The sequence below is a fragment of the Agromyces neolithicus genome (assembly GCF_039529735.1).
GTDB classification, from domain to species: Bacteria; Actinomycetota; Actinomycetes; order Actinomycetales; family Microbacteriaceae; genus Agromyces; species Agromyces neolithicus.
On the sequence record NZ_BAAANJ010000009.1, the window covers coordinates 187,912 to 211,371 of the forward strand.

The 23,460-nt window shown below is 70.1% G+C and carries 21 protein-coding genes; 15 read left to right on the forward strand and 6 right to left on the reverse strand.

Annotated elements, in window-relative coordinates; genetic code table 11:
* Positions 1-230 precede the first annotated feature (230 nt).
* The 9 genes from ABD164_RS13120 (at position 231) to ABD164_RS13160 (ending at position 11,590) form a co-directional block, all read left to right on the forward strand.
* Positions 231-2,231 carry a bifunctional metallophosphatase/5'-nucleotidase gene (locus ABD164_RS13120; RefSeq protein WP_344296739.1) on the forward strand — a complete coding sequence of 667 codons (2,001 nt, stop codon included), beginning with the start codon at positions 231-233 and terminating at the stop codon, positions 2,229-2,231.
* 132 nt (positions 2,232-2,363) lie between these two features.
* Complete coding sequence (locus tag ABD164_RS13125; protein WP_344296740.1) at positions 2,364-2,960, forward strand: hypothetical protein; 597 nt, start codon at positions 2,364-2,366, stop codon at positions 2,958-2,960.
* 111 nt (positions 2,961-3,071) lie between these two features.
* Positions 3,072-3,752 carry a YcnI family copper-binding membrane protein gene (locus tag ABD164_RS13130; RefSeq protein ID WP_344296741.1) on the forward strand — a complete coding sequence of 227 codons (681 nt, stop codon included), beginning with the start codon at positions 3,072-3,074 and terminating at the stop codon, positions 3,750-3,752.
* 55 nt (positions 3,753-3,807) lie between these two features.
* Positions 3,808-5,841, forward strand: coding sequence for a DNA helicase RecQ (recQ, locus tag ABD164_RS13135; protein WP_344296742.1), 2,034 nt, complete (start codon positions 3,808-3,810; stop codon positions 5,839-5,841).
* A 109-nt stretch (positions 5,842-5,950) separates the two neighbouring features.
* A complete protein-coding gene (locus ABD164_RS13140; RefSeq protein ID WP_344296743.1) occupies positions 5,951-6,625 on the forward strand; it encodes a PadR family transcriptional regulator in 675 nt (224 codons plus the stop codon).
* Positions 6,626-6,828: 203 nt separating this feature from the next.
* Positions 6,829-7,878 (forward strand): ATP-binding cassette domain-containing protein, encoded by a 1,050-nt coding sequence (locus ABD164_RS13145; protein WP_344296744.1) that lies wholly within the window; start codon positions 6,829-6,831, stop codon positions 7,876-7,878.
* A complete protein-coding gene (locus ABD164_RS13150; RefSeq protein WP_344296745.1) occupies positions 7,875-8,708 on the forward strand; it encodes an ABC transporter permease in 834 nt (277 codons plus the stop codon). The genes ABD164_RS13145 and ABD164_RS13150 overlap by 4 nt, the downstream gene beginning before the upstream one ends.
* Positions 8,709-8,851: 143 nt before the next feature.
* Positions 8,852-9,253 carry a DUF7144 family membrane protein gene (locus ABD164_RS13155; RefSeq protein WP_344296746.1) on the forward strand — a complete coding sequence of 134 codons (402 nt, stop codon included), beginning with the start codon at positions 8,852-8,854 and terminating at the stop codon, positions 9,251-9,253.
* Positions 9,254-9,439: 186 nt separating this feature from the next.
* A complete protein-coding gene (locus ABD164_RS13160) occupies positions 9,440-11,590 on the forward strand; it encodes an acyl-CoA dehydrogenase family protein (RefSeq protein WP_344296747.1) in 2,151 nt (716 codons plus the stop codon).
* Between the two features lie 192 nt (positions 11,591-11,782).
* Here the strand turns inward: ABD164_RS13160 and ABD164_RS13165 are convergent, their stop codons facing one another.
* The 3 genes from ABD164_RS13165 to ABD164_RS13175 are packed head-to-tail and all read right to left on the reverse strand — an operon-like array spanning position 11,783 to position 13,862.
* Positions 11,783-11,959, reverse strand: coding sequence for an HPP family protein (locus tag ABD164_RS13165; protein ID WP_344296748.1), 177 nt, complete (start codon positions 11,957-11,959; stop codon positions 11,783-11,785).
* Positions 11,960-11,981: 22 nt separating this feature from the next.
* The gene (locus ABD164_RS13170; protein ID WP_344296749.1) at positions 11,982-12,803 is read right to left on the reverse strand and encodes a glycoside hydrolase family 16 protein; all 822 of its coding nucleotides are present in this window, start codon (positions 12,801-12,803) and stop codon (positions 11,982-11,984) included.
* Between the two features lie 45 nt (positions 12,804-12,848).
* Positions 12,849-13,862, reverse strand: a complete 1,014-nt coding sequence (locus ABD164_RS13175; RefSeq protein ID WP_344296750.1) for a malate dehydrogenase — start codon at positions 13,860-13,862, stop codon at positions 12,849-12,851.
* 72 nt (positions 13,863-13,934) lie between these two features.
* On the opposite strand from ABD164_RS13175, the gene ABD164_RS13180 reads away from it, so the two are divergent.
* From ABD164_RS13180 to ypfJ, 3 genes are all read left to right on the forward strand, one after another.
* The gene (locus tag ABD164_RS13180) at positions 13,935-14,639 is read left to right on the forward strand and encodes a hypothetical protein (RefSeq protein WP_344296751.1); all 705 of its coding nucleotides are present in this window, start codon (positions 13,935-13,937) and stop codon (positions 14,637-14,639) included.
* A gap of 96 nt (positions 14,640-14,735) precedes the next feature.
* Positions 14,736-15,743: a prolyl aminopeptidase gene (gene pip, locus ABD164_RS13185; RefSeq protein WP_344296752.1), complete on the forward strand. Its 1,008-nt coding sequence runs from the start codon at positions 14,736-14,738 to the stop codon at positions 15,741-15,743.
* Positions 15,744-15,752: 9 nt separating this feature from the next.
* Positions 15,753-16,634 carry a KPN_02809 family neutral zinc metallopeptidase gene (ypfJ, locus tag ABD164_RS13190; RefSeq protein ID WP_344296753.1) on the forward strand — a complete coding sequence of 294 codons (882 nt, stop codon included), beginning with the start codon at positions 15,753-15,755 and terminating at the stop codon, positions 16,632-16,634.
* A 34-nt stretch (positions 16,635-16,668) separates the two neighbouring features.
* Here ypfJ and ABD164_RS13195 read toward each other — a convergent pair whose 3' ends face one another.
* Positions 16,669-17,994 (reverse strand): DMT family transporter, encoded by a 1,326-nt coding sequence (locus ABD164_RS13195; RefSeq protein ID WP_344296754.1) that lies wholly within the window; start codon positions 17,992-17,994, stop codon positions 16,669-16,671.
* Between the two features lie 141 nt (positions 17,995-18,135).
* Between ABD164_RS13195 and ABD164_RS13200 the strand changes: the two genes are divergently transcribed.
* The 3 genes from ABD164_RS13200 to ABD164_RS13210 all read left to right on the forward strand — a co-directional run bounded on the left by ABD164_RS13200 (position 18,136) and on the right by ABD164_RS13210 (position 21,899).
* The gene (locus ABD164_RS13200; protein ID WP_344296755.1) at positions 18,136-19,176 is read left to right on the forward strand and encodes a zinc-dependent alcohol dehydrogenase family protein; all 1,041 of its coding nucleotides are present in this window, start codon (positions 18,136-18,138) and stop codon (positions 19,174-19,176) included.
* A 150-nt stretch (positions 19,177-19,326) separates the two neighbouring features.
* Positions 19,327-20,346 (forward strand): PHP domain-containing protein, encoded by a 1,020-nt coding sequence (locus ABD164_RS13205; protein WP_344296756.1) that lies wholly within the window; start codon positions 19,327-19,329, stop codon positions 20,344-20,346.
* 68 nt (positions 20,347-20,414) lie between these two features.
* Entirely contained in the window at positions 20,415-21,899 is a 1,485-nt protein-coding gene (locus ABD164_RS13210; RefSeq protein WP_344296757.1) for a glycosyltransferase family 39 protein, read from the forward strand.
* Between the two features lie 74 nt (positions 21,900-21,973).
* Here ABD164_RS13210 and ABD164_RS13215 read toward each other — a convergent pair whose 3' ends face one another.
* Together ABD164_RS13215 and ABD164_RS13220 are read right to left on the reverse strand one after the other, a co-directional pair.
* Entirely contained in the window at positions 21,974-22,735 is a 762-nt protein-coding gene (locus ABD164_RS13215) for a PspA/IM30 family protein (protein ID WP_344296758.1), read from the reverse strand.
* On the reverse strand, positions 22,732-23,355 hold the full coding sequence (locus ABD164_RS13220; protein WP_344296759.1) for a hypothetical protein: 624 nt from the start codon (positions 23,353-23,355) through the stop codon (positions 22,732-22,734). Before ABD164_RS13220 ends, ABD164_RS13215 begins: the two co-directional genes overlap by 4 nt.
* Positions 23,356-23,460 lie beyond the last annotated feature (105 nt).

A 23,460-nucleotide genomic window follows, 5' to 3' on the forward strand; every position in this document is an offset into this window, starting at 1 on the left:
CTCTGCGGGCCATCCGAGCCCCTCGTGTGCGCACGTTCGCAGTCGCACTCGACCAACGTGCTCATATGAGCGGAACTGGTGACGGCCGGACGCGCAAAGCGCGCTCCCCCTTGGCAGGGCGGTCCAACGAACGTATGCTGCGAGAGTCCTCCGGCGTGGGTGCCGGGTGGCGCATTGCCGGGGAATGCGAATCCGACGCTCCTCGGGCGACTCGCAGAGGAGACAACGGGATGCAGTCAGAGTCCAGCGGTGCGGGCCTTCGCGCCAAGGCGACCACACGTTCACGAACGCGCATCGTCGCCGGGGCGCTCGCCGCGGCGACGGCCGTCGGGCTGACCGTCGGCGCGGTGGCACCGGCACACGCGGCGCCACCGGTCGGCAAGCAGAAGATCGCCGAGGTCAACCTCGTGACGGTCAACGACTTCCACGGTCGCATCGAGCAGTCCGGCGCTGCCGGTGGCATCGCCGCTCTCGCGCGCGCCGTCGACGAGATTCGTCGCGGCAGTGCCGACACCGTCTTCGCGGCCGCCGGTGACATGATCGGCGCTTCGACGTTCACGTCGTTCATCCAGCAGGACGTGCCGACGATCGAGGGTCTCAACGAGGCGGGCCTCGACGTGAGTGCCGTCGGCAACCACGAGTTCGACAAGGGCTTCGCCGACCTCACCGACCGCGTCATGCCGCTCGCCGAGTGGCAGTACCTCGGCGCGAACGTCTACAACGCGGGCACCGACGACCCTGCGCTCCCCGAGTACTGGGTGAAGCAGTTCAAGGACGTGAGCATCGGCTTCGTCGGCGCGGTCACCGACGAGCTGCCCTCGCTCGTGAGCCCGGCCGGCATCGAGCAGATCGACGTCGGCTCGCCCGTCGAGGCCGCGAACCGCGTTGCCGACCAGCTCAGTGACGGCGACCCGGCCAACGGCGAGGCCGATGTCGTGGTCATGCTCGTGCACGAGGGTGCGGCGACCACGTCGATCGAGTCGGCGATCGACCCGCAGAGCCCCTTCGGTGACATCGTGCTCAACGCGAACGACAACATCGACGCGATCGTCTCAGGCCACACCCACCTGGCGTACAACCACATGATCGACGGCCGGCCCGTCATCTCGAGCGGCCAGTACGGCGAGCGATTCAGCAACATGGTGATCCAGTACGACGCGTATGCAGACGAGCTCGTCTCGATGCACAACACCATCTACGACCTCGCGGTCCGCGACGCCGAAGGCGACATCGTCGGCTACGCCTACAAAGACGACAACACGACGTCGAAGATCGTCGACGAGGCGGTCGCCGTGGCCCAAGAGCTCGGCAGCGTCGAGCTCGGCGAGGCGACGGCGAACTTCGGCCGTGCGGTGCGCGCCGATCCGGCCACGAGCACGTCGTTCCCCGAGAACCGCGGTGGCGAGTCGACGCTCGGCAACTTCGTCGCCGACGTGCAGCTGTGGGCGCTCAACGTCGACGGCACTCGCAGCGTCGACATCACGTTCATGAACCCCGGCGGCCTTCGCGCCGACCTGGCTTCGGGCGTCGTGACCTACGCCGAAGCCGCGGCCGTGCAGCCGTTCGCGAACACGCTCGTGTCGATGGATCTCACCGGCGCGCAGATCAAGCAGGTGCTCGAGGAGCAGTGGCAGCCCGCAACGGCGTCGCGACCGTTCCTCAAGCTCGGCGCGAACTCGGCGTTCACGTACACCTACGATCCGACGGCCGCACAAGGCCAGCACATCACCCAGATGTGGCTGGGCGGCGTGGCGATCGATCCCGCAGGGGTCTACTCGGTCGGCGTGAACTCCTTCCTCGCATCGGGTGGAGACAACTTCTTCACGCTCGATGAGGGCCTGAACAAGTCCGACAGCGGCAAGATCGACCTCGAGTCGATGGTCGACTACTTCGACACGTTCGGCACCGCGACGCCCGACCTGATGCAGCGCGCGGTCGGCGTGCACCTTCCGGGCGGCACATCGGTCTCGGCTGGAGCATCGGTGACGGTGAACCTCTCGTCGCTCGACTTCACGCGCGACGAGACCGACGCCGACGTGGCGGTCGTCTCGTCCGGCGGGGTGGAGCTCGGCAGCGACGCGATCGACACGGCGTACACGCCCAACTTCGACGAGGTCGGGCAGGCGAGCGTGACCTTCACGGTTCCGGCCGCAGCGAGCGGGCTGACGACGTTCGTCGTCTCGGTCCCGAGCACGGGCACGACCAGCTCGTTCACGTTGAACGTCGGCTGACCGACTCCCACCGAAAGAACGGCCCCTGACGCGAGTCGGGGGCCGTTCCCTGTCTGGCGCGATGACCGTCGCATCGAGCGGCCCTGGCCGGGGCGGTGGCCCGAGCCCCGACGGGTCGCCTAGGCTTCCGGTGTGACTTCGAGGTGGACGCGTGTCGCGCAGGGCAGCGCGCTCGCGTCCTTCGCCAGCTTCGTCGCCGCGCTCTCGCACACGGTCGGCGGTGGCACGCCGCCGGGGCTGCTCGCCGTCGTGCTGTCGATGGCGTTCTCGGTGCTGCTGTGCATGACCGTCGCCGGTGGCCGGCTGACCCTCGCGCGCACGGTGATCGCGGTGGCGGCGACGCAGTTCGCGCTGCACGCCCTGTACTCGGTGCAGGCCGCGGAGCCGGCCGCATCGGTTGGTCTCGCACACCATCACCACGACACGATCGACTGGTCGTCGACCACCGGCTCGCCGCCGTCGTTCGAGCCGTCGATGCTCGTCTCGCACCTCGTCGCGGTCGCCGTCACGGTCGTCGCGATCCGGCACGGCGAGCGTGCCCTGCGCGCGACACTGCGTGCGATCCGGGTCGTCGTCGGCTCGGTGCTGCCGCGTATCCCGCAGATCGCCGTGCCGTGGCTGCGCCGGCCGCGGCCCGCCGTCACGCGCACGCCGCGCGCGACCACCCGCCTGATCGTGCTCTCCGCGATGCGTCATCGCGGACCGCCGGTTGCCTTCGCCGCCGCCTGAGCAGCGTCATCCGACGTTCTGCGTCGACGCGCCCTCGCGCGCCGCGGCTTTGCATCACTCTCACACCGGCAGGCGTCGCCTCGGCGACCCACGCACAGAATCAGGATCACCATGACCATTCGCACCACGACCATCGCCGTCACCGCACTCGCCGGGGGCGTGCTGCTCGCGCTCGGCGCACCGCTGGCCGCATCGGCCCACGTCGGCGTGACGCCGAGCAGCACCGCCGCCGGCAGCAGTACCGTGCTGACCTTCGCGTTCAGCCACGGCTGCGGCGAGTCGCCGACGACGAAGCTCACGTTCGACATCCCCGCGTCGATCGCGAGCGTCTCGCCGACGCTCAACCCGAACTACACGATCGAGAAGGTCGTCGAGGGCGATCGCACCGCACAGGTCGTCTACACCGCGATCACGCCCGTCGAGAACGGCTACCGCGACACGATCGAACTCTCGCTGCGGCTTCCCGACGATGCCGCGGGTGAGACCCTCGCGTTCCCGGTGCGCCAGACGTGCGTCGAGGGCGAGACCGACTGGAGCGAGGTCGCCGACGAGGGCGAGGCCGAGCCCGAGAGCCCGGCGCCGACGATCGTCGTCACCGAGGCCACCGGCGACGAGAACGGCCACGGCGCCGCGCCGGCCGCCGCCGATGAGCACGCCGAATCGGCATCGGATGTCGCAGCGACGACCTCCGACGACACCGTGGCGCGGGTGCTCGGCGTCGGCGGCCTCGTCGTCGGTGCTGTCGGCATCGCGCTCGCGATCTCCGCACGTCGGCGCCGCACCGACGGGTAGTCCACAGTGACGACCTCGTCGGTTCGAGGTCGGAGGTGCTCGTTACACTCGACGGGTGAGCCCGAGTACCGAACCCGACCCGACCGACGAGGTCCCGTTCGATCTTGACGAGCTCGCTCCTCCGCCAGACGACGAGTGGGCGCCGCCGCCGCCGGTCGACGCCTGGCAGCCCGACCATGCAGGGGCGTGGGAGCCCGCGACATCCGCATCGCCGGCGGCGACCATGGCAGCAGCACCGCCGTTCACCGCCGCCGCCGCGCCGCCGCGCTTCGCCACCGCCGCCGAGGCGCTGCACACGGTGTTCGGCTACGAGCAGTTCCGCGGTGAGCAGGCGGCCATCATCGAGCAGGTGGCGGGCGGCGGCGACGCCGTCGTGCTCATGCCCACCGGCGGCGGCAAGAGCCTCTGCTACCAGATTCCGGCGCTGCTTCGCGAGGGCACGGGCGTCGTCGTGTCGCCGCTCATCGCGCTCATGCACGACCAGGTCGACGCGCTCGTGCGCAACGGCGTGCGCGCGGCGTACCTCAACTCGAGCCAGCAGCCGTCCGAGCGCGCCGCGGTCGAACGCGCCTACCTCGCGGGCGAGCTCGACCTGCTCTACATCGCGCCCGAGCGGCTGGGCGCCGAGTCGGCCAAGCGCTTCCTCGAAGGCGGCACGGTCGCGCTCTTCGCCATCGACGAGGCGCACTGCGTGGCGCAGTGGGGCCACGATTTCCGGCCCGACTACCTGGCCCTCTCCGAGCTCGCCGAGCGCTGGCCCGACGTGCCGCGCATCGCGCTCACCGCCACCGCCACCGAGACGACGCACCGCGAGATCACGTCGCGTCTCTCACTCGACGGCGCCCGGCACTTCGTGTCGAGTTTCGACCGGCCCAACATCCAGTACCGCATCGCACCCAAGCTCGAGGTGCGAAAACAGCTGCTCGACTTCGTGCGCAGCGAAGGCGTCGACGCAGAAGGCGCACCGGTGTCGGGCATCGTCTATGCGCTGTCACGTGCGAGCACCGAGAAGATCGCGGGTTTCCTCGCGGTCAACGGTGTCAACGCGCTGCCGTACCATGCCGGCCTCGACGCCGCGACCCGCCGCCGCACGCAAGAGCGGTTCCTGCGCGAAGACGGCGTCGTCGTCGTGGCGACGATCGCATTCGGCATGGGCATCGACAAGCCCGACGTGCGATTCGTCGCCCATGTCGACCTGCCGAAGTCGGTCGAGGGCTACTACCAAGAGACCGGCCGCGCCGGCCGCGACGGCGCGCCGGCCACGGCGTGGCTCGCCTACGGCCTGCAAGACGTCGTGCAGCAGCGCCGCATGATCGACGAGAGCCCCGGCGACCTGGCGCACCGGCGGCGGCTGAGCCAGCACCTCGACGCGATGCTCGCACTGTGCGAGACCGTGCAGTGCCGCAGGCAGAACCTGCTCGGCTACTTCGGCGAGTCGAGCGAGCCGTGCGGCAACTGCGACACGTGCCTCGAGCCGCCCGCCGCGTGGAACGGCACGGTGGCGGCCCAGAAGCTCATGTCGACCATCGTGCGACTGCACCGCGAGCGACGCCAGCGCTACGGCGCCGGGCATCTCATCGACATCCTGCGCGGCAAAGAGACCCCGCGCGTGCGCCAGTACGGTCACGACTCACTGGCCACGTGGGCGATCGGCCAAGACCTCAGCGAGCAGCAGTGGCGGGGCGTGGTGCGACAGTTGCTCGCCCAGGGGCTGCTCGCCACGCACGGCGAGTACGGCACACTCACTGTCACCGATGCCGCGTCGGCGGTGCTCGCGGGGTCGGCCCAGGTGATGCTGCGCGCCGAACCCGAGCGCGCCGCTCGCACTCGGGGCCCCAAGGCCGCTCCGGCCGCGGCCGACCTCGAGCCCGCCCAGGCCGAGCTGTTCGAGCAGTTGCGTGCGTGGCGTGCGGGCGAGGCTCGCGAGCAGGGGGTTCCCGCCTACATCGTGTTCGGCGACGCGACGTTGCGCGCCGTGGCCCTCGCCAGGCCCGAGCGTCTCGACGAGCTCGACGGCATCACGGGAATCGGCGCCAAGAAGCTCGAGGCCTACGGCGAGGCGCTGCTGCAGGTCGTGGCGTCGGGCTGAGCCGGCGTTACCGAAGGTCTCGACGGGCGATGCCGGAGGAGCGGCATCCGAATGCTCTTGACAGAGCACTTGCACCCGAATACTCTGAACAAAGTATTTGGAGGTGAGTATGTCGAAACGTCCCGTGAGCAACCCGCTCGCCCTTGCGGTGCTGTCGTGCCTCTGGGAGCGCCCGATGTACCCCTACGAGATGACGACCACGCTGCGCGAGCGCGGCAAAGAAGACAGCATCCGACTGAACTTCGGATCGCTGTACGCGGTCATCAAGTCGCTCGAGAAGCACGGTTTCATTCGCGAAGACCGCATCGAGCGCGAGGGAAATCGACCCGAGCGCATCGTCTATGCGATCACCGAGGCCGGGCGGGTCGAGGCGCACGATTGGCTGAGCGAACTCATCGGAACGCCGATCAAGGAGTATCCGGCCTTCGAGGCCGGGCTGTCGCTCATCGCGCTGCTTCCGCCCGAGGTGGCGATCTCGCTGCTGCGTCAACGGGTCGAGCGCCTCGATGCCGAGCTCGAGCAGCGCAGCGACATGGCCGCCCAGACGGCGAAGCTCGGCCTGCCTGAGCTGTTCCTGCTCGAGTTCCACTATCGCGTCGCGATGGTGCGCGCCGAGCGCGAGTTCGTGGCGACCATGGTCGACCGACTCGCCGCCGGAGAGCTCGGCGGGCTCGAGGCGTGGCGCGGAATGCACGAGCTGTTCGCCCGTGGCGCGACCGCCGACGAGGTGCAGGCGCAGCTCGAGCGCTACCTCGCGAAAGGAGCATCGCCCCCAGAACACTGACCGAGACCGCACAGACCGATGGCCCGGATGCGGCAACATCCGAGCCATCTCGCAACCGAGTCGTACGACGTGAATCGAATCCATCCCAGTGCGTGCCGCCATTGTATCGGCCGCACCCTGCGGCCACCCGGCCGCCCCGGCGGCCACCGGCCGCACCCCGCGATCGCACGGCTCTCATCCAAGGAAATCCAAGGAGGAGCCTCATGGCTGTTTCACCCGACGCGAGGGCCCTTGCGGCCGTCGATCTCGTCAAGACCTATCCGCAGGGGCGCGGCAAGGCCCCGCTGCGAGCCCTCGACGGGCTCACCTTCGAGGCCGAGCAGGGGACCGTCTTCGGCCTGCTCGGGCCCAACGGCGCCGGCAAGTCGACGACGGTGAAGATCCTGTCGACGCTCTCACGGGCCGATTCGGGCGCCGCGTTCGTCGCCGGAGTCGATGTGCGCCGGCATCCCGAGCGGGTCCGCAGCGCGATCGGCTTCGTCGCGCAGAAGCAGGTGTCCGACCCCATGGACACGGGGCTCGAGAACCTCGTGCTCGCGGGCCGGCTGCACGGCATGCGAACGGCCGCTGCGAAGAGCCGCGCCGACGACCTGCTCGACCGGTTCGCGCTCACCACGGCGGCCGGCCGCCAGGTCAAGACCTATTCGGGCGGCATGGCGCGCAAGCTCGACGTCGCCATCGGGCTCATGCACCGCCCCGAGGTGCTGTTCCTCGATGAGCCGACGACCGGTCTCGATCCCGAGGCGCGGGCCGAGATGTGGGCCGAGATCGAACGGATGTCCCGTGAGGAGCGCATGACCGTGCTGCTCACGACGCACTACCTCGAGGAGGCCGACCGCCTGGCGAGCCGGCTTGCGATCGTCGATGGCGGCCGAGTCGTGGCCGACGGCACGCCCGAGCAGTTGAAGAGTGAACTGCGCGGTGATGCGCTCGTGATCGAGGTGCATGAGGCGAGCGACATCCCCGAGGTGCTGGCGGCCATCGGCCGCATCGGCGCGCTTCGCGACATCGTGGCCGACGGCCGCACGGTTCGCGCACGTGGCGACGATGGCGGGGCGGCGCTGCCGCTCGCCCTCGGCGTGCTCGATGCCGCGGGGCTCGCAGTGGCATCCGCCACCGTGTCGCGGCCGAGCCTCGACGACGTGTACCTGGCTCACACCGGGCGCTCGTTCGCGGCCGCGCAGGCGCACTCAGCAGACGCGCCGGCCCCGTCACCGCAATCCACCGCCAAGACCGAGGAGGTCGCGTCATGACCACCGTCACCACCGATGAGGCGAACCGTACGATCGCCCGCACGTTCGAGCGACCGAGCTTCGCACGACACACGGCGTATCTGACTCTGCGTCAACTCCGCGCCGCCTGGCGTGTTCCCGCGTTCATCGTCATGAACGTCGTGCAACCGCTGATCTGGCTACTGCTGTTCGGGCAGCTCTTCGAGAGCGTCGTCGAGATCCCGGGATTCGAGGGCGGCGACAGCTACCTCGAGTTCCTCACGCCCGGGATCGTGATGATGATGGCGCTGTTCGGCAGCGCGTGGGCCGGCACGAGCTACATCCAGGACATGGATCGCGGCGTCATGGACCGGTTCCTCACGTCGCCGACGAGTCGCGGCGCCATGATGGTGTCGACGCTGCTGTACCAGGCCGTGCTCACGATCGTGCAGTCGCTGATCGTGCTCGGCGTGGCGTGGCTCATGGGGGCGCGCTTCGACGGCGGTGTGACCGGCATCCTCGTGATGCTGCTCGCGGCCATGCTGCTGACGGCGTCGTTCTCGGCGCTTTCGAACGCGGCGGCACTGCTCGCGCGCAACCAGAACGTGCTGATCGGCATCTCGCAGCTCATCACGATCCCGCTGATGTTCCTGAGCTCCGCGCTCATGGATACGACCCTGTCGGCCGCGTGGGTCGCCGATGTCGCGGCGTTCAACCCGTTCGAATGGGCCGTGGCCGCGGGCCGCGAGGCACTCACGACGAGTCCCGACTGGGCGGGCATCGCGGCCGACCTCGGCCTGCTGGCGGCGTTCACCGCGCTGCTCGGCTGGGTCGCGACGCGGGCGTTCCGCGCGTACCAGCGCAGCGCATAGCACCGGGCAGGGGGGGGGCGGCTCGACGCGATCAGGCCGTCGGGCCGCCCCCGTACGCAGATCCGGCCCTCCGCGGGATCGCTCGCGTCGGGACATCCGCCCGCGATACATTGCAACCACTGCATACAGCGAAGGGGACGCACATGTCTGCATCGATCGACCGTCCGGGCGGGGTCACACTCGTCGCGGTGCTCACGTGGATCTCGGGTCTGCTCGACATCTTCGGTGGCACCATCCTGCTGTTCCAGACGAGCGTCGCCGCGACCGTCGAACAGTTCGGCGGGGCGAGCGCACTCATCACGTCGGCGATCGTCTCGATCCTCATCGGGGCGATCGTCATCATCGTCGCGACCATGTTGCTTCGGGGCAGCGCGGCTGCTCGTATGGTCATCACCGTCTTCCAGGTGCTGTCGATCGCGGCCTCGATCTTCTTCGCGATCGCGTATCCCGCGGGCGCGATCGGCGAGTACTTCGGCATCGCCGTCTCGGTGATCGTGCTCGCCCTGCTGTGGTCGGGGCGCGCGAGCGCGTTCTTCCGCAACTGACGTCGCGTTGTGGATGTCCCATTGCCGGGGTCACCGGCATTTGTAGGGTGCCCACAGTCGTCGTCGAGACCCCGCGCGGCGGGTTTGTAGGGCCCGAACGCAGGGTTTCGTCGTGCCCGAACGCGGTCATACCGTGGGAATGAAGCCCACGAACGCACGCCCACGAACGCACACGAAGGACGCACGATGGTCGACACGGCACCCCGTACCACCTCGAAGACCGCCAAGCCCGCCTCGGCACCCGCGCGCCGACCCGGCACGGCATCGGCGTCGAAGCCGGCCCGCCCCGCGGCATCCGCCCCCGCACCCTCGCCGGCCGGCGACGCGGCGGCAACCCAGCCGAAGGTCGACATCGCGTCGCTCGGCAAGCAACTGCTCGGCACCTGGGCCGACCTGCGCATCGCCGCGCGCGAGCGCGCCGCGCAGCCCGACATGCAGCGCATCGACGGTCAGTCGATGGCAGAGCACCGCGAGCGCGTGCTCGCGCAGCTGAAGACGCTCGTCGATCAGGGCGCCGTGCACCGCGCCTTCCCGAAAGCCCTCGGCGGCCAAGACGACCACGGCGGCAACATCGCCTCGTTCGAAGAGCTCGTCATCGCCGACCCGAGCCTGCAGATCAAGGCGGGCGTGCAGTGGGGGCTCTTCGGGTCCGCCGTGGTGCACCTCGGCACCGAGTACCACCACCAGACGTTCCTGCCCGACATCATGTCGCTGAAGGTGCCGGGTGCGTTCGCCATGACCGAGACCGGCCACGGGTCGGATGTCGCGGCGATCGGCACGACCGCGACCTACGACGAGGCCACGCAGCAGTTCGTGATCAACACGCCGTTCCGCGGTGCGTGGAAGGACTACCTCGGCAACGCGGCACTGCACGGCACGGCCGCGGTCGTGTTCGCGCAGCTCATCACCAAGGGCGTCAACCACGGCGTGCACGCCTTCTACGTGCCGATCCGGGGCGCCAAGGGCGGGTTCCTCAAGGGCGTCGGCGGCGAAGACGACGGACTCAAGGGCGGCCTCAACGGCATCGACAACGGCCGGCTGCACTTCACGAACGTGCGCGTTCCACGCGAGAACCTGTTGAACCGCTACGGCTCGGTCGCCGAAGACGGCACCTACTCGAGCCCGATCGCGAGCCCGGGCCGGCGCTTCTTCACGATGCTCGGCACGCTCGTGCAGGGCAGGGTCTCGCTCGACGGCGCGGCCACGAGCGCCGCCGCGATGGCGCTGACGATCGCGATCACCTACGGCAACCAGCGCCGCCAGTTCAACGCGGCGAGCGACACCGACGAAGAGGTGCTGCTCGACTACCAGCGCCACCAGCGCCGGCTGCTGCCGAAACTCGCGACGACCTACGCGCAGATCTTCGCGCACGACGAGTTCCTGCTGAAGTTCGACGCGGTGTTCTCGGGCAGGGCCGACACCGACGACGACCGCCAAGACCTCGAGACGATCGCCGCCGCACTGAAGCCCCTGTCGACCTGGCATGCGCTCGACACGCTGCAGGAGGCTCGCGAGGCCACCGGCGGTGCCGGATTCCTCGCCGAGAACCGCATCGTCGGCCTGCGTCAGGACCTCGACATCTACGTCACCTTCGAGGGCGACAACAACGTGCTGCTGCAGCTCGTGGCCAAGCGCCTGTTGACCGACTTCTCGAAGCAGTTCGCGAAGGCCGACGCCGGCGCGATGGCACGGTATGTCGTGCAGTCGACCGCCGAGCGGGCCTACCACGGCACCGGGCTTCGCCGACTGGCGCAGACCATCGCCGACTTCGGCTCGACGGCGCGCTCGGTCAGCGAACTGCGCGACGAGAACTCGCAGCGCGAACTGCTCACCGACCGCGTCGAGGCCATGATCGCCGAGATCGCCGGGCACCTGCGCGACGCGCGCAAGCTGCCCAAGGCCGAAGCTGCCGCGGCGTTCAACCGTCACCAGAACCAGCTCATCGAAGCCGCTCGAGCCCACGGCGAGCTGCTGCAGTGGGAGGCGTTCACGCGCGGCCTCGCGCAGACCACCGACCCGGGCACCAAGCAGGTGCTCACGTGGCTGCGCGATCTCTTCGGCCTCGGACTGGTCGAGAAGCACCTCGCCTGGTACCTCATGAACGGCCGGCTCTCGCCGCAGCGCGCGCAGGCCGTGACGGCCTACATCGATCGCCTGCTCGAGCGGCTGCGCCCGCACGCGCAAGACCTCGTCGACGCGTTCGGCTACAAGCCCGAGCACCTGCGCGCGAAGATCGCGTCGGGCGCCGAGCTCGAGCGTCAAGACGAGGCGCGCGCCCACTACGCCGCGCAGCGGGCGGCGGGCACGCTTCCGGTGCCCGAGAAGTCCAAGAAGTAGCATCCGCCCGTCGCGCCCGCCGCGCCCGCCGCGCCCGCCGCGCCCGCCGCGCCCGCCGCGCCCGCCGCGCCCGCCGCGCGGACCAGCGTCCCGGAAACAGGAAGACACGCCGGAGCGGCACCGAAAACAGGAACGGGCGACCCTCTCGGGTCGCTCGTTCCTGTTTCAGTGCGTGGGTGCCCGACTGGCGCGTTATTCGGCGGGCGGCTTCATGAGCGCGCCCGCCGCGAGTCCGACGGCGGCGCCAGCCGCGAGCCATAGCCAGAAGCCGGTCCAGAGGCTCACGACGACGCCGATGATCAGGCCGACGACGATGCCGACGATGATCTGCTTGCGGCGGGCAGCGGGTGAGGGTGCGTCGGGGGCCATGCGCCCAGCCTAGATCGAGCCGTCACGTGACGCGTGCGCGGTACTCCCGCACGTGCGCCACCTCGAACACGAGGGGATGCGCGGACGTGTCGCGCGGGGCGCCGGTCGGCAGTTCGTAGAGGTCGAGCATGAGTTGCACCGGGTAGCCGATGGACTGCTCGACGACCTTGACGAGCCGCCCGTCGATGAAGAACCGCAGGCGCTCGGGCAGCCATTCGACGGCGTAGTCGTGGAACGCCGTGAGATCGCCGTCGACTCGCACCTTCTCGAAGTCCATCACGAGTCGCGGATCGCGCTGGGGCTTCACCCCGACGCCCACGAGACCGCCGGTGTCGTCGAGCTCGCTGCCGAAGATCTCGAAGATGCAGATCTCGCCGCAGTTCACCCCTTCGTCTTCGAAGCCGATCGGCCACAGGGCGACCATCGCCGAGGGGTGGCGGATTGCTCGTACACGTGCTTCGATCACGCCGAAACGCGGCAGCCAGAGCCGCTCATCATCCTGCTCTTCGCGCACGACCAGTCCCGCCCGGAACCGGTGCTGGCCGACCGGGCTGCCGATCGGCCCCGAGAACTGACCCGTCTGCAGGTGCGACACGCGCACGTCGCCGTCGTACTCGGGCGACCAGGGTTCGGTGTCGGCATCGATGCGGAGCTTCAGGGTGCCGCCCGAGACGTCGTATCGCGCGGCACTCGCCCGCCGTGAGCTCCAGTGCGGTGTGTAGTGGGGCAACCAGCGCATGTCGGACAGGTCGTCCCCGTCGAACTGCTCGTCGACCGCGAGGTGGTATCCAGAGAGGTCGAGTGTCGCTGCAGCAGGCCGTGATGTCGCGCGAAGTGTCGGCATTCCAGCGGATGGTGACGGTTCGTGCGACATCACGGGGTCCGAGGCTCAGATGAGGCCGAGCGATCGCACGGCGTCGCGCTCGTCTTCGAGTTCGGCCACTGTCGTCGCGAGGCGGCCTCGCGCGAACGCGTCGAGCTCGAGGTCGCGCACGATGCGCCACGACCCGTCGACCGACTCCACCGGGAACGACGAGATGAGACCCTCGGGCACGCCGTAGGACCCGTCTGACACGATCGCCGCGCTCGTCCACCCGTCGGGTGTACCGCCGACCCAATCGCGCACGTGGTCGATCGTCGCCGAGGCCGCCGACGCGACCGACGACGAGCCGCGCACCTCGATGATCTCTGCGCCGCGCCCTGCCACCCGCGGGATGAACTCGTCGGCAAGCCACCGCCGGGCAGCATCGGGCCCCCCGAATCGCTCGGCGAGCCGCGCGGGCACCGAGTCGCCCGCGACGGTCGCGTGCTCGACGTCGGGAAACTGCGTCGCCGAGTGATTGCCCCAGATCGTGAGTCCGCGGATGTCGCCGACCGAGCCCTCGACGGCGACGGCGAGCTGCCCCAGGGCGCGGTTGTGATCGAGGCGCGTGAGCGCGGTGAACCGATCGCGCGGGACATCCGGTGCATTCGCCGCGGCGATGAGGGCGTTCGTGTTCGCGGGATTGCCGACCACGGCGACGCGGATGTCGTCGGCGGCTGCGGCATTGATGGCCGCGCCCTGCGGACCGAAGATGCCGCCGTTCGCGGCGAGCAGGTCGCCGCGTTCCATGCCGGGTCCGCGGGGGCGAGCGCCGACGAGCAGTGCGATGTTCGCGCCCTCGAAGGCGGCGTTCGCGTCATCGGTGATCTCGACGTGGGTGAGCAGCGGGAAGGCGGAATCCTGCAGTTCGAGTGCGGCGCCCTCGGCCGACTTCAGCCCCTGCGGGATCTCGAGCAGGTTGAGGCGCACCGGGGTCTCGGGGCCCAGCATGGCGCCCGAGGCGATGCGGAACAGCAGGGCGTAGCCGATCTGCCCGCCCGCTCCGGTGATGGTGATGGTGACGGGCGCGTTCGATGCCATGATTCGAGCGTAGCCCGGGCCCGCTCGTGCCCCCCGGGAAGGGGTGGGCACCGGGCCCCGCCCCTGAGTATCGTGAGCACTGTGGAAGGCGAGGATTCCGCACGATCACCGGTACGCGACGAGCAACCGGCGCCCCAGCCGGCGCCCCAGCCGCCGCCCCGGTCGGCGCCGCGGCGCACGGCCCTGCGAAGGTGGGCGTTCACCACCGGCTATCTCGGGCTCGCCTCGGCGCTGGCGCTCGCCCTGTTCTTCGCGCTCGCCGACCCGTTCGGTGTGCAGCTGCGCACCTGGTACTGGCTCGGCCCGGCGAACGATGTGCTGAGCATCGCGCTCGCGCCGGCACAGATCGTCGCCGCCCTGCTGCTCTGGCGCGCACTCGCTCCCAGCGCAACGCTCGGGGCGCTCGCCGTGGTCATGTCGCTCGCGACGGCCTACTTGGCGGTCACCACCGTACGCATGCTCATGGGAGGGGCGACCCTCGACGACCAGTACGTGGCCGCGATACCGGCGATCGTGCTCATGTTCGGCTTTCTCATCGCCGTCGGGCTCGTCGGCCTGGTTCGCGCTCGGATGTGCCACATCCTCGCTCGCTGGGCTGTCGTCATCGGTTCAGCCGGGCTCGCCGCCCTGCTCGTGTTCGCGATCGGGTTCCTGCTGCCCGCCGGATCGGCCGGCCAGTGGGCGGTGTTCATCATCGGCGGTGTCGCCGGGGCATTCGCCTACGTCGCCTATCCGGTGTGGTGGCTCGTGGTGGGCTCTATTCCCCTGCAGAGATAGCAGCCCCGCAGAGATCGCCGCCCCGCGTGCAGAGAGCGGCCCGTGCGTGCGGCGCGGCACCCGGTCGGGACATCCGTCGCTCGGTACCGTGAGCAGATGCGAGAGATGTATCCGGAGATCGAACCCCTGGAAACAGGCATGCTCGACGTGGGTGACGGACAGCACATCTACTGGGAGGTGTCCGGTAACCGCAACGGAAAGCCGGTGGTGTTCCTGCACGGCGGTCCCGGGGGCGGAACGACCCCGTCGCATCGCCGCCTGTTCGACCCCGAGCGCTACCGCATCGTGCTGTTCGACCAGCGGGGGTGTGGATTCTCGATCCCGCACGCGAGCGAGCCGAACGCCGACCTCTCGGCGAACACCACCTGGCACCTCGTCGCCGACATGGAGCGGCTGCGCGGGCATCTCGGCATCGACCGCTGGCAGGTCTTCGGCGGCTCATGGGGAAGCGCGCTCGCGCTCGTGTACGCGCAGACCCACCCCGAGCGCGTGACCGAGCTCGTGCTGCGCGGCATCTTCACGCTGCGGCGGCAGGAGCTCGACTGGTTCTACGAGGGCGGCGCCTCGGCCGTGTTCCCCGACCTCTGGGAGGAATTCATCGCGCCCGTGCCGCCTGCCGAGCGAGGCCATCTCATCGAGGCCTACGGGCACCTGCTGGCCGACCCCGACCCCGCCGTCTACGAACCCGCCGCGATCGCCTGGTCGCGGTGGGAGTCGTCGACCATCACCCTGCTGCCGCAGGCCGAGACGATCGCCCGGTTCACGGCGCCCGAATACGCTGCGGCGTTCGCGCGCATCGAGAACCACTACTTTCGTCACGGCGGCTGGTGGGACGAGGGCCAGTTGATTCGGGATGCCTCGCGGCTGAGCGGCATCCCGGCGGTGATCGTGCAGGGCCGCTACGACATGTGCACGCCCGTGATGACGGCGTGGGACCTGCACCTCGCATGGCCCGAGGCGGAGTTCACCATCGTCGACGATGCCGGGCACGCCTACGACGAACCCGGCATTCTCGACGCCCTCATCACGGCGACCGACCGTTTCGCCGAAGACGACCGCGACGATGCGCACGATGTACATGACGACCCCGGTGACTCGGAGTAGTTTCGGCTCATGACCTTCAATCCCGGCTCCGACATCAGTGGCGGCAAAGCCTCGAAGCGCGGGCGCAATACGGGCATCGCCGTAGCGGGCGGTGGCATCGGGGTGATCGCGCTGTTCGTGCTGTCGCAGTTCCTCGGCGTCGACCTCACGGGGCTCATGGGCGGGGGCGGGCAGCCGCCGGCCGAAGAGACGTCGCTCGACCAGTGCCTCACCGGCGAAGACGCCAACGAGAACATCGAGTGCCGCATGAAGGGTGCATCGGCGTCGCTCGAGGCCTACTGGTCGCAGGAGGGCCCGGCGATCGGCCTCACGAACTACGTCGGCCCGCAAGACCTGATCCTGTTCGACGCCGCGACCACCACGGGCTGCGGCAGCGCGTCATCGGCGACGGGGCCCTTCTACTGCCCGCCCGACCAGATGATCTACATGGACGTGACGTTCTTCGACGAGCTGCGCAGCCGGTTCGGGGCCAGCGGCGGACCGCTCGCGCAGATGTACGTGGTCGCGCACGAGTGGGGTCACCACATCCAGAACCTCGGCGGCATTCTCGAGCGCTCGCAAGACGGGCAGACGGGCCCGACGTCGAACGCGGTGCGGGTCGAACTGCAGGCAGACTGCTTTGCGGGCGCCTGGACGGCGAACGCCGCGACGGTGCCCGACGACGAAGGGGTGCCGTTCCTTCAGGAACCGACCGAGGCAGAGATCCGCGATGCGCTCGATGCGGCGGCCGCGGTCGGCGACGACCGCATCCAAGAGGCCACGCAGGGCCAGGTGAGCCCGCACACGTTCACGCACGGCACGAGTGAGCAGCGTCAGCGCTGGTTCGCGGTCGGGTACCAGCGGGGCGCGGGGGCGTGCGACACCTTCAACGTCGCGGGCGAGCAGCTCTGACCGTGAGCGCAGCCGGGATCTCGTCGAAGATTTCTCAGTACTTCGCGTCATGATCGACGCGATCGGTCGTCTCTTCAATGAGCGCGCACCGGGCGCGCCGACACCCGGGAGAGCCAGCACCATGCGTCGACGTCGTGACCCCAGTGTTCCGCACCGCGAGTTCTTTCGCGCGGTCGTGATCGGTGAGACGGTCGCGCTCGCGTGTACCTGCGCCCGCGGTGAGGACCACTGGTTCGAGCCGGGCGAAGAGAACCCGGGTGACCCGCGCATCGGAGCTCGGGTGCGTGCGAAGCTCGCGATGGCCGACGGAGCCGAGGGCGCTGCCGACCAGCCCGGCTGACGCCGCGCCGTGGCGCCCGCCCGGGCCGCCCCGGGCGCCGGGGCCGCCCCGCCCGCCCGGGCCGCCCCGGGCGCCGGCCGCGAACAGCACGATGCCGCCGGCGAGCACGATGAGCCCGGCGACCGCCCCGCCCGAGAGCGCCTCGCCGAGCACCAGCACGCCGAGCAGCCCCGCGGTCAGCGGCTCGGCGAGCGTCAGCGTCGATACCGTCGCGGGCGCGAGCCCGGTGAGGCCGATGCCGAACAGCACGTAGGCGAAGGCCGTTGCCGCGAGGCCGACCCAGAGCGCCATCGCGAGGCCGGGCCCGGTGGCGAGCCACGAGGCATCCGTCATCGCGAGCACCGGCACGCTCGCGACGGCGGCCGCGCCGAACAGCGCGCCCATGCTGCCGGTCGCGCTCCACCCGCGGTCGAGCAGCGCCTTCGCCGCGAGCGTGTACACCGCGTACGACGAGCCCGCGCCGACCGAGGCGAGCAGGCCGAGCGGACCGGCCGACGCGCCGACGGCGTCGACCGCGGTCGGACCCGCCGATGCCGTCGATGCCGCGAGGATGGCGACTCCGGTGGTTGCGATCGCCGTCGCGAGCCCCCATCGGTGTCCTGGATACCGCCGGCGCAGCGCCCAGTCGAGCGCCCCGGTGATGACCGGTGCCGAGCCGAGAGCGACGACCGTGCCGACGGCCACTCCGTTCGCTGCAGTGCCCGCGAAGAACGCGGGCTGGTAGGCGAGCACGCCGGCTGCACCGATCGCGATGAGCGCCCAGGTGGGCAGCCTGCGCGAGCGCACGGCGAGCGGATGTCGCATGCCATCGCCGCGCGTCGACGCCACGGGTGTCCCGGCCGCGTCGCGCCGACGCGCGGCGAAGTGGAGGGCGAGTGCGACGAGCCCGAGGGCGCCGCCGCCCACGACGAGTCGTGCCGCGCCGAGTGAGAGCGCGCCGGCATCGGGGCCGAGGGCCTGCGCCGTGCCGGTGGTGCCGAAGCACACCGCGGCGAGCAGCACGGCGAGCACGAAACGCATGGCATATTGTTACACAATCTCAGGGATGCGGCACGGGGTAGGCTCGCGGATGTCGCACGCGCGGCACGGCGACGAAGCCGCAGCCACGCGGCATCCGATCGCCCTGATCCCCGCAGGGCCACCCGAACCGGAAGGATCCCCGTGCGCGCCGTGCACTTCAACGCCTTCGGTGAGCAGCCCGAACTCGCCGACGTCACCGAACCCGAGTGCCCGCCTCGCGGCGCGGTCATCAGGGTGCGCGCGACCGGCCTCTGCCGCAGCGACTGGCATGCCTGGATGGGCCACGACGACACCGTGTCGCTGCCGCACGTACCCGGGCACGAGTTCGCCGGCGAGATCGCCGAGCTCGGCTCAGAGGTCGCCGCCGACTCGGGCTGGGCCGTCGGCGACCGCGTCACTGCCCCCTTCATCTGCGCCTGCGGGCGCTGCGACGAGTGCCGCTCGGGCAACCAGCAGGTGTGCGACAACCAGTCGCAGCCGGGGTTCACGCACTGGGGCTCGTTCGCCGAGTACGTCGCGATCGACGAGGCCGAGCTCAACCTCATCCGCCTGCCCGACCAGCTCGGGTTCGTCGAGGCCGCGTCGCTGGGTTGCCGGTTCGCGACGGCGTACCGGGCCATCATGGCCCGCAGCCGGCTCGCGACCGGCGAGCAGATCGCGGTGCACGGATGCGGCGGGGTCGGCCTGTCGGCGATCATGATCGCCGTCGCGGCAGGGGTGAAGGTCTACGGGGTGGATGTCTCGGACGCAGCGCTCGCCGCAGCGGCTGCGCTCGGGGCGATCCCGGTGCAGGGCGGCGAAGGGGCCGCCGAGCGCATCGTCGAGGCGTCGGGCGGCGGCGTGGACGTGTCGGTCGACGCGTTCGGCAGCAGCGAGACGTCGTTCGCGTCGGTGCGCAGCCTCAAGAAGCGCGGCCGGCATGTGCAGATCGGGCTGATGGTCGGCGAGAACGCGCTCGCCGCCATGCCGATGGACGCGGTGATCGCGCGCGAACTCGAGATCATCGGCAGCCACGGCATGGCCGCCCACGAGTACCCGTCGATGCTCGGCGCGGTCGCGTCGGGATACTTCAGGCCCATCGAGCTCGTCGGCCGGCGCATCACGCTCGACGAGGTCCCTGCCGCGCTCGCCGCGATGGGCACCGCCGGCAGCGGCTCGGGCATGACCGTCGTCGAACTGTAGCCCGGCGCTCCGCCGCCCCAACTGCGCCGGCCCGCCGCGCCCGGCCGGGGGAACCATTCCGGGGGTGCATTCGCGCAAACCGAGGCGCATCCAAGCGCGATTCTTGCGCGAAAGCACCCCCGGAACGGAAGAACGGCCAGAATGAGGGGCATGGATCCGGTGGCGGCGCTCGAGGAGATCGCCTTCCTGCTCGAGCGCGATCGCGCGTCGGCCTTCAAGTCGAAGGCGTTCCGGCGGGCGGCCGAGGCGGTGCGCGGCCTCGATGCCGACGATATCGCCGCACGCCTGCGCGACGGGCGCCTGAAGCGCATGGCGGGCATCGGCGACTCGACCTTCACGGTCATCGCCCAGGCCGTCGACGGTGCCGTGCCCGACCGGCTCGCCGCGCTCCGTGCCGAGGCCGGCCTCTCACCGACCGGTGCCGTCGAGGGCCTGCGCGCCGAGCTGCGCGGCGACCTGCACAGCCACACCGACTGGAGCGACGGCACCACGAGCCTCGAGGTCATGGCCCGCGCGGGCGCCGCACTCGGGCTCGAGTACCTCGCGATCACCGACCACTCGCCGAGCCTGCGCGTCGCCAACGGGCTGAGCGCCGAGCGCCTCGCCGAGCAGTTGCAGCTGCTCGCCGACGTGCAGGCGCGTGTCAGCGACATCCGATTGCTCGCCGGAATCGAGGTCGACATCCTGCTCGACGGCAGCCTCGACCAGACGCCCGAGATGTTCGCGCGACTCGATGTCGTCGTCGCGAGCGTGCACTCGAAACTGCGTATGGAACGTCGCGAGATGACCGAGCGGATGCTCCGTGCGATCGCCGACCCGCACATGAACGTGCTCGGGCACTGCACGGGGCGTCTCGTCGAGGGCTCTCGCGGTACCCGGCCGCAGTCGACGTTCGACGCCGAGGAGGTGTTCGCGGCGTGCGCCGAGCACGACGTGGCGGTCGAGATCAACTCGCGGCCCGAGCGCCAGGACCCGCCCGACGACCTCATCCAGGTCGCACTCGAGGCGGGCTGCCTCTTCTCGATCGACAGCGACTCGCACGCGCCGGGGCACCTGTCGTTCCTCGAGCTCGGCGCGGCGCGCGCGATGGCCAACGGCGTGCCGGCCGAGCGCATCGTCACGACGTGGCCCGTCGACCGGTTGCTCGAGTGGACTGGCGGCGGCCGCTGAGCAACAGCATTCAGCCAGGCTTCAGCAGCATCCGCGACGATTGGCCCTGACGGAGGGGGGTTCTGTCGATGCGCTCGGTCGCCCGCGCACGCGGGACCGGCCACGCGGCACTGTTCACCGGGTTCGCAGCGGGGGCTCTCGTCTTCGTCGGCGCCGGTATTCCGTCGTACTGGGGCGACGAGGCCGCGAGTGTGGTGTCGGCCGGCCGGCCGCTGCCGAGCCTGTTCGCGATGCTCGGCCAGGTCGACGCGGTGCACGGGCTCTACTACCTCTTCCTGCACGGGTGGACCGGCCTCGTCGGCACGTCCGAGGCGCTCGTGCGATTGCCGAGCTCCATCGCCATCGGCTTCGCCGTCGCCGGAACCGTGATGCTCGGAGGTCGACTCGACTCACGGTCGACGGGAATCCTCGCGGGCGCGGTGCTCGCACTGCTTCCCGTCGCCACGCGCATGGGGATCGAGGCGCGTTCGTACGCGTTCACGATGGCCGCAGCGGTCTGGCTCATCGTCTGGCTCGTCGTGCTCGTGCGTCGTCGAGAGACGCGATGGCTCGTCTGGGCGGCGTACGCGGTGGCGTTCGCGGCGGCCCTCTACCTGTACGTGTACCTCGCGCTGCTGCTGTTCGTGCAAGCCGCCGTCGTCATGCTGTTGCGTGGCACACGAGCGACGCTGCACCGCTGGCTCGGGGCATCCGTCATGGCAGCCGTGCTCGCCGCACCGATCCTGGTGGTCGGCACGATGCAGAGCAACCAGATCTCGTTCCTCGCGCGGCGCGACTACGCGAGCGCCGAGTCGGTGCTCGTGCGCCAGTGGTTCGCCGGCGCCGAGTGGTTCGCGGCAGCGGGCTGGTTGCTCGTGTTCGCCGCGGTCGCGACAGTGGCGTTCGTTCCGTCGATGCGGCATTCGCGGCGCCTCGTGGTCATCGCAGCGGTGTGGACGGCCGCGCCCACGATGGCACTGCTCGTGGTCGACGCCCTGGTCGCGCCGACCTACAACCCGCGCTATCTCGCGTTCTGTGCGCCGGCGTTCGCCCTGCTCGTCGCAGTCGGGCTTCGCGCCCTCGGCGTCGTCGTGGCCGAATCGAGCCGACACGCGGGTGCTCGCCGCCTCGTGCCGCTCGTGGGACTGGTGATCATCGCGGCGATCGCGGTGCCCGGCTATCTCGCCCAGCGCGGCCCGTTCGGCAAGGGCGGCGCCGACTTCCGCCAGGCTGCCGACGTGATCGGGGTCAACGCGTCGGTCGGCGACGCGATCGTCTTCGACGACTCGGTGCGACCGTCGAGAAAACCACGCCTCGCGATGAATCTGTACCCAGATCGATTCGACGGGCTCGATGATGTCGCATTGCGACGGCCGCTCGCCGCCACGACCCGCCTGTGGGACTCGGTGGCGCCGCTCGACGAGGTCGACGACGTGCGCGAACACTCCCGGGTCTGGGCGATGGTCGTGGGGCGGGAGGCGCCGGAGCTCGACCTGCTGCGGTCGCTCGGATTCACGGTCGAACGTGCCATCCCGGTGCACCGCCTCGTGATCTACGAACTGGTGAGGCGGTGAGCACGGGGGAGCCGGTGCTCGCGGTGGTCGCGGTGGTCGGACCTTCGTCGCGATGCGACCTGGGGGGACTGCACCTAGCGTGCGGTCGGCCCATGCCCGATGCTCAGCCACCCATCGCCCTCGCCGTCAGCGCTTGCGGCGCCGGTATCCCTCATTTCTTGCAGTTGCCGCTCGATCTCCGACTGCGCGCTGAGTGCTGCGAGCTGCCGTTCGATGTCGGCGTCGGGCGCGGCGCTGAGGTCTTTCAGCGCACCGCTCGAGAGCAGTTCGTCGGTGGCGGCGGCGCGAGCCTGCATCTGGGCGACGCGGTCGCGGGCGCGTTCGAGGCTCGTTCCGACGTCGTCGATCGACGCCCCGATTCCCGCGACGGCCTCATTCGCGCGCACCTGTGCCTCGGACGCGGTGTACGTCGCCTTGATCGTCTCTTTCTCGATGCGGAAGGCCGCCACCTGTTCGGAGAGCTGCCGTTCGCGTGACTCCAGTTGCGCGGTCTGCGTCTGCAGCGCCTCGAACTGCTGCTGCAGGCTCGCCACCTGACGCTCGATCAGCGAGCGGCGTTCGAGTGCTGCCCGGGCGAGATCTTCGCGCCCCTGGCTCAGCGCTTCACGGGCCTGACCTGCCAGGCGCTGGTACCTCGTGCCCATCTCTTGGCCCTGCAGGTCGAGCCGCTTCTTCGCCGTGGCGACCTCTGCCAGTGCCTGACGCACCTGCTGCAGCAGCTTGACCTGCTGGTTGTAACTGTCATCGAGGATGTCACGCGGGTCTTCGATCTTGTCGAGGGCCTTGGTCGTCTTGCTTCGGAAGATGGTTCGCATCCGCGAGGTGTTGTCGCTCATGATCGGGTCCCCTTGTCTCGTACGGTTGAGGTGGTCGTCTGCGTGAGGTCACTCGGTCGGGCAGGTCTGTCGAACCGGTTCAGCGTTCGCAACTGGTCGACCCCGGCGCGCAGTGCGGCCACCTCACGGTCGACGTCGGAGTGCAGTGCGGTGAGCGTGTCGTCGGTGACGCCGGCGAGCCCCGAGGCGACCGCCGATCGGAGTCTGCGCACCAATGCGGCGACCTGCTCGACGCGATCGGCGACGGCGGGGAGCTCTGCCGAGAGCACGCCGGAGTCGATCTCGCTCTGCATCAGGCGCAGCTGCAGGTCGAGCGCCGCGCCCTCGTGCTCGATGCGCCGGAAGAGCTCGGTAAGCTCGCCGCGCGGCCCGTCGCCGCGAGCGGCGAGGTCTATGGCGGCACGCCCGCTGGCGAGGGACTCATCGAGGCGCACCCGCAGCTTGAGCACCTTGCCGTTCGGCCCGGAGCTGAACTGGGCGCGGGTTCGCAACGCTGCGCTCGCGAGCGCGCGATTGCGCCGGACTCGCTTCACCAGTGCTCGCACGATGAGCACGACCACCGTGATCGAGGTGGCGACCAACGCCAGCAGTGAGACGAGCACCCAGATGAGGACGTCCACGACGACCACCTCTCCAACGTCTGAAACGCGATATAACGCAAACTTACGCTTGGTGGTCGCCGAGCGTTAGGGGTGCACTCGAAATTCGCAGCTTTCGCGTACGTC

Coding starts and splice junctions, on each gene's coding strand:
- ABD164_RS13120 (WP_344296739.1), top strand. CDS start 231: ATGCAGTCAGAGTCCAGCGGTGCGGGCCTTCGCGCCAAGGCGACCACA.
- ABD164_RS13130 (WP_344296741.1), top strand. CDS start 3,072: ATGACCATTCGCACCACGACCATCGCCGTCACCGCACTCGCCGGGGGC.
- ABD164_RS13140 (WP_344296743.1), top strand. CDS start 5,951: ATGTCGAAACGTCCCGTGAGCAACCCGCTCGCCCTTGCGGTGCTGTCG.
- ABD164_RS13145 (WP_344296744.1), top strand. CDS start 6,829: ATGGCTGTTTCACCCGACGCGAGGGCCCTTGCGGCCGTCGATCTCGTC.
- ABD164_RS13150 (WP_344296745.1), top strand. CDS start 7,875: ATGACCACCGTCACCACCGATGAGGCGAACCGTACGATCGCCCGCACG.
- ABD164_RS13155 (WP_344296746.1), top strand. CDS start 8,852: ATGTCTGCATCGATCGACCGTCCGGGCGGGGTCACACTCGTCGCGGTG.
- ABD164_RS13160 (WP_344296747.1), top strand. CDS start 9,440: ATGGTCGACACGGCACCCCGTACCACCTCGAAGACCGCCAAGCCCGCC.
- ABD164_RS13165 (WP_344296748.1), bottom strand. CDS start 11,959: ATGGCCCCCGACGCACCCTCACCCGCTGCCCGCCGCAAGCAGATCATC.
- ABD164_RS13170 (WP_344296749.1), bottom strand. CDS start 12,803: ATGCCGACACTTCGCGCGACATCACGGCCTGCTGCAGCGACACTCGAC.
- ABD164_RS13175 (WP_344296750.1), bottom strand. CDS start 13,862: ATGGCATCGAACGCGCCCGTCACCATCACCATCACCGGAGCGGGCGGG.
- pip (WP_344296752.1), top strand. CDS start 14,736: ATGCGAGAGATGTATCCGGAGATCGAACCCCTGGAAACAGGCATGCTC.
- ypfJ (WP_344296753.1), top strand. CDS start 15,753: ATGACCTTCAATCCCGGCTCCGACATCAGTGGCGGCAAAGCCTCGAAG.
- ABD164_RS13195 (WP_344296754.1), bottom strand. CDS start 17,994: ATGCGTTTCGTGCTCGCCGTGCTGCTCGCCGCGGTGTGCTTCGGCACC.
- ABD164_RS13205 (WP_344296756.1), top strand. CDS start 19,327: ATGGATCCGGTGGCGGCGCTCGAGGAGATCGCCTTCCTGCTCGAGCGC.
- ABD164_RS13210 (WP_344296757.1), top strand. CDS start 20,415: ATGCGCTCGGTCGCCCGCGCACGCGGGACCGGCCACGCGGCACTGTTC.
- ABD164_RS13215 (WP_344296758.1), bottom strand. CDS start 22,735: ATGAGCGACAACACCTCGCGGATGCGAACCATCTTCCGAAGCAAGACG.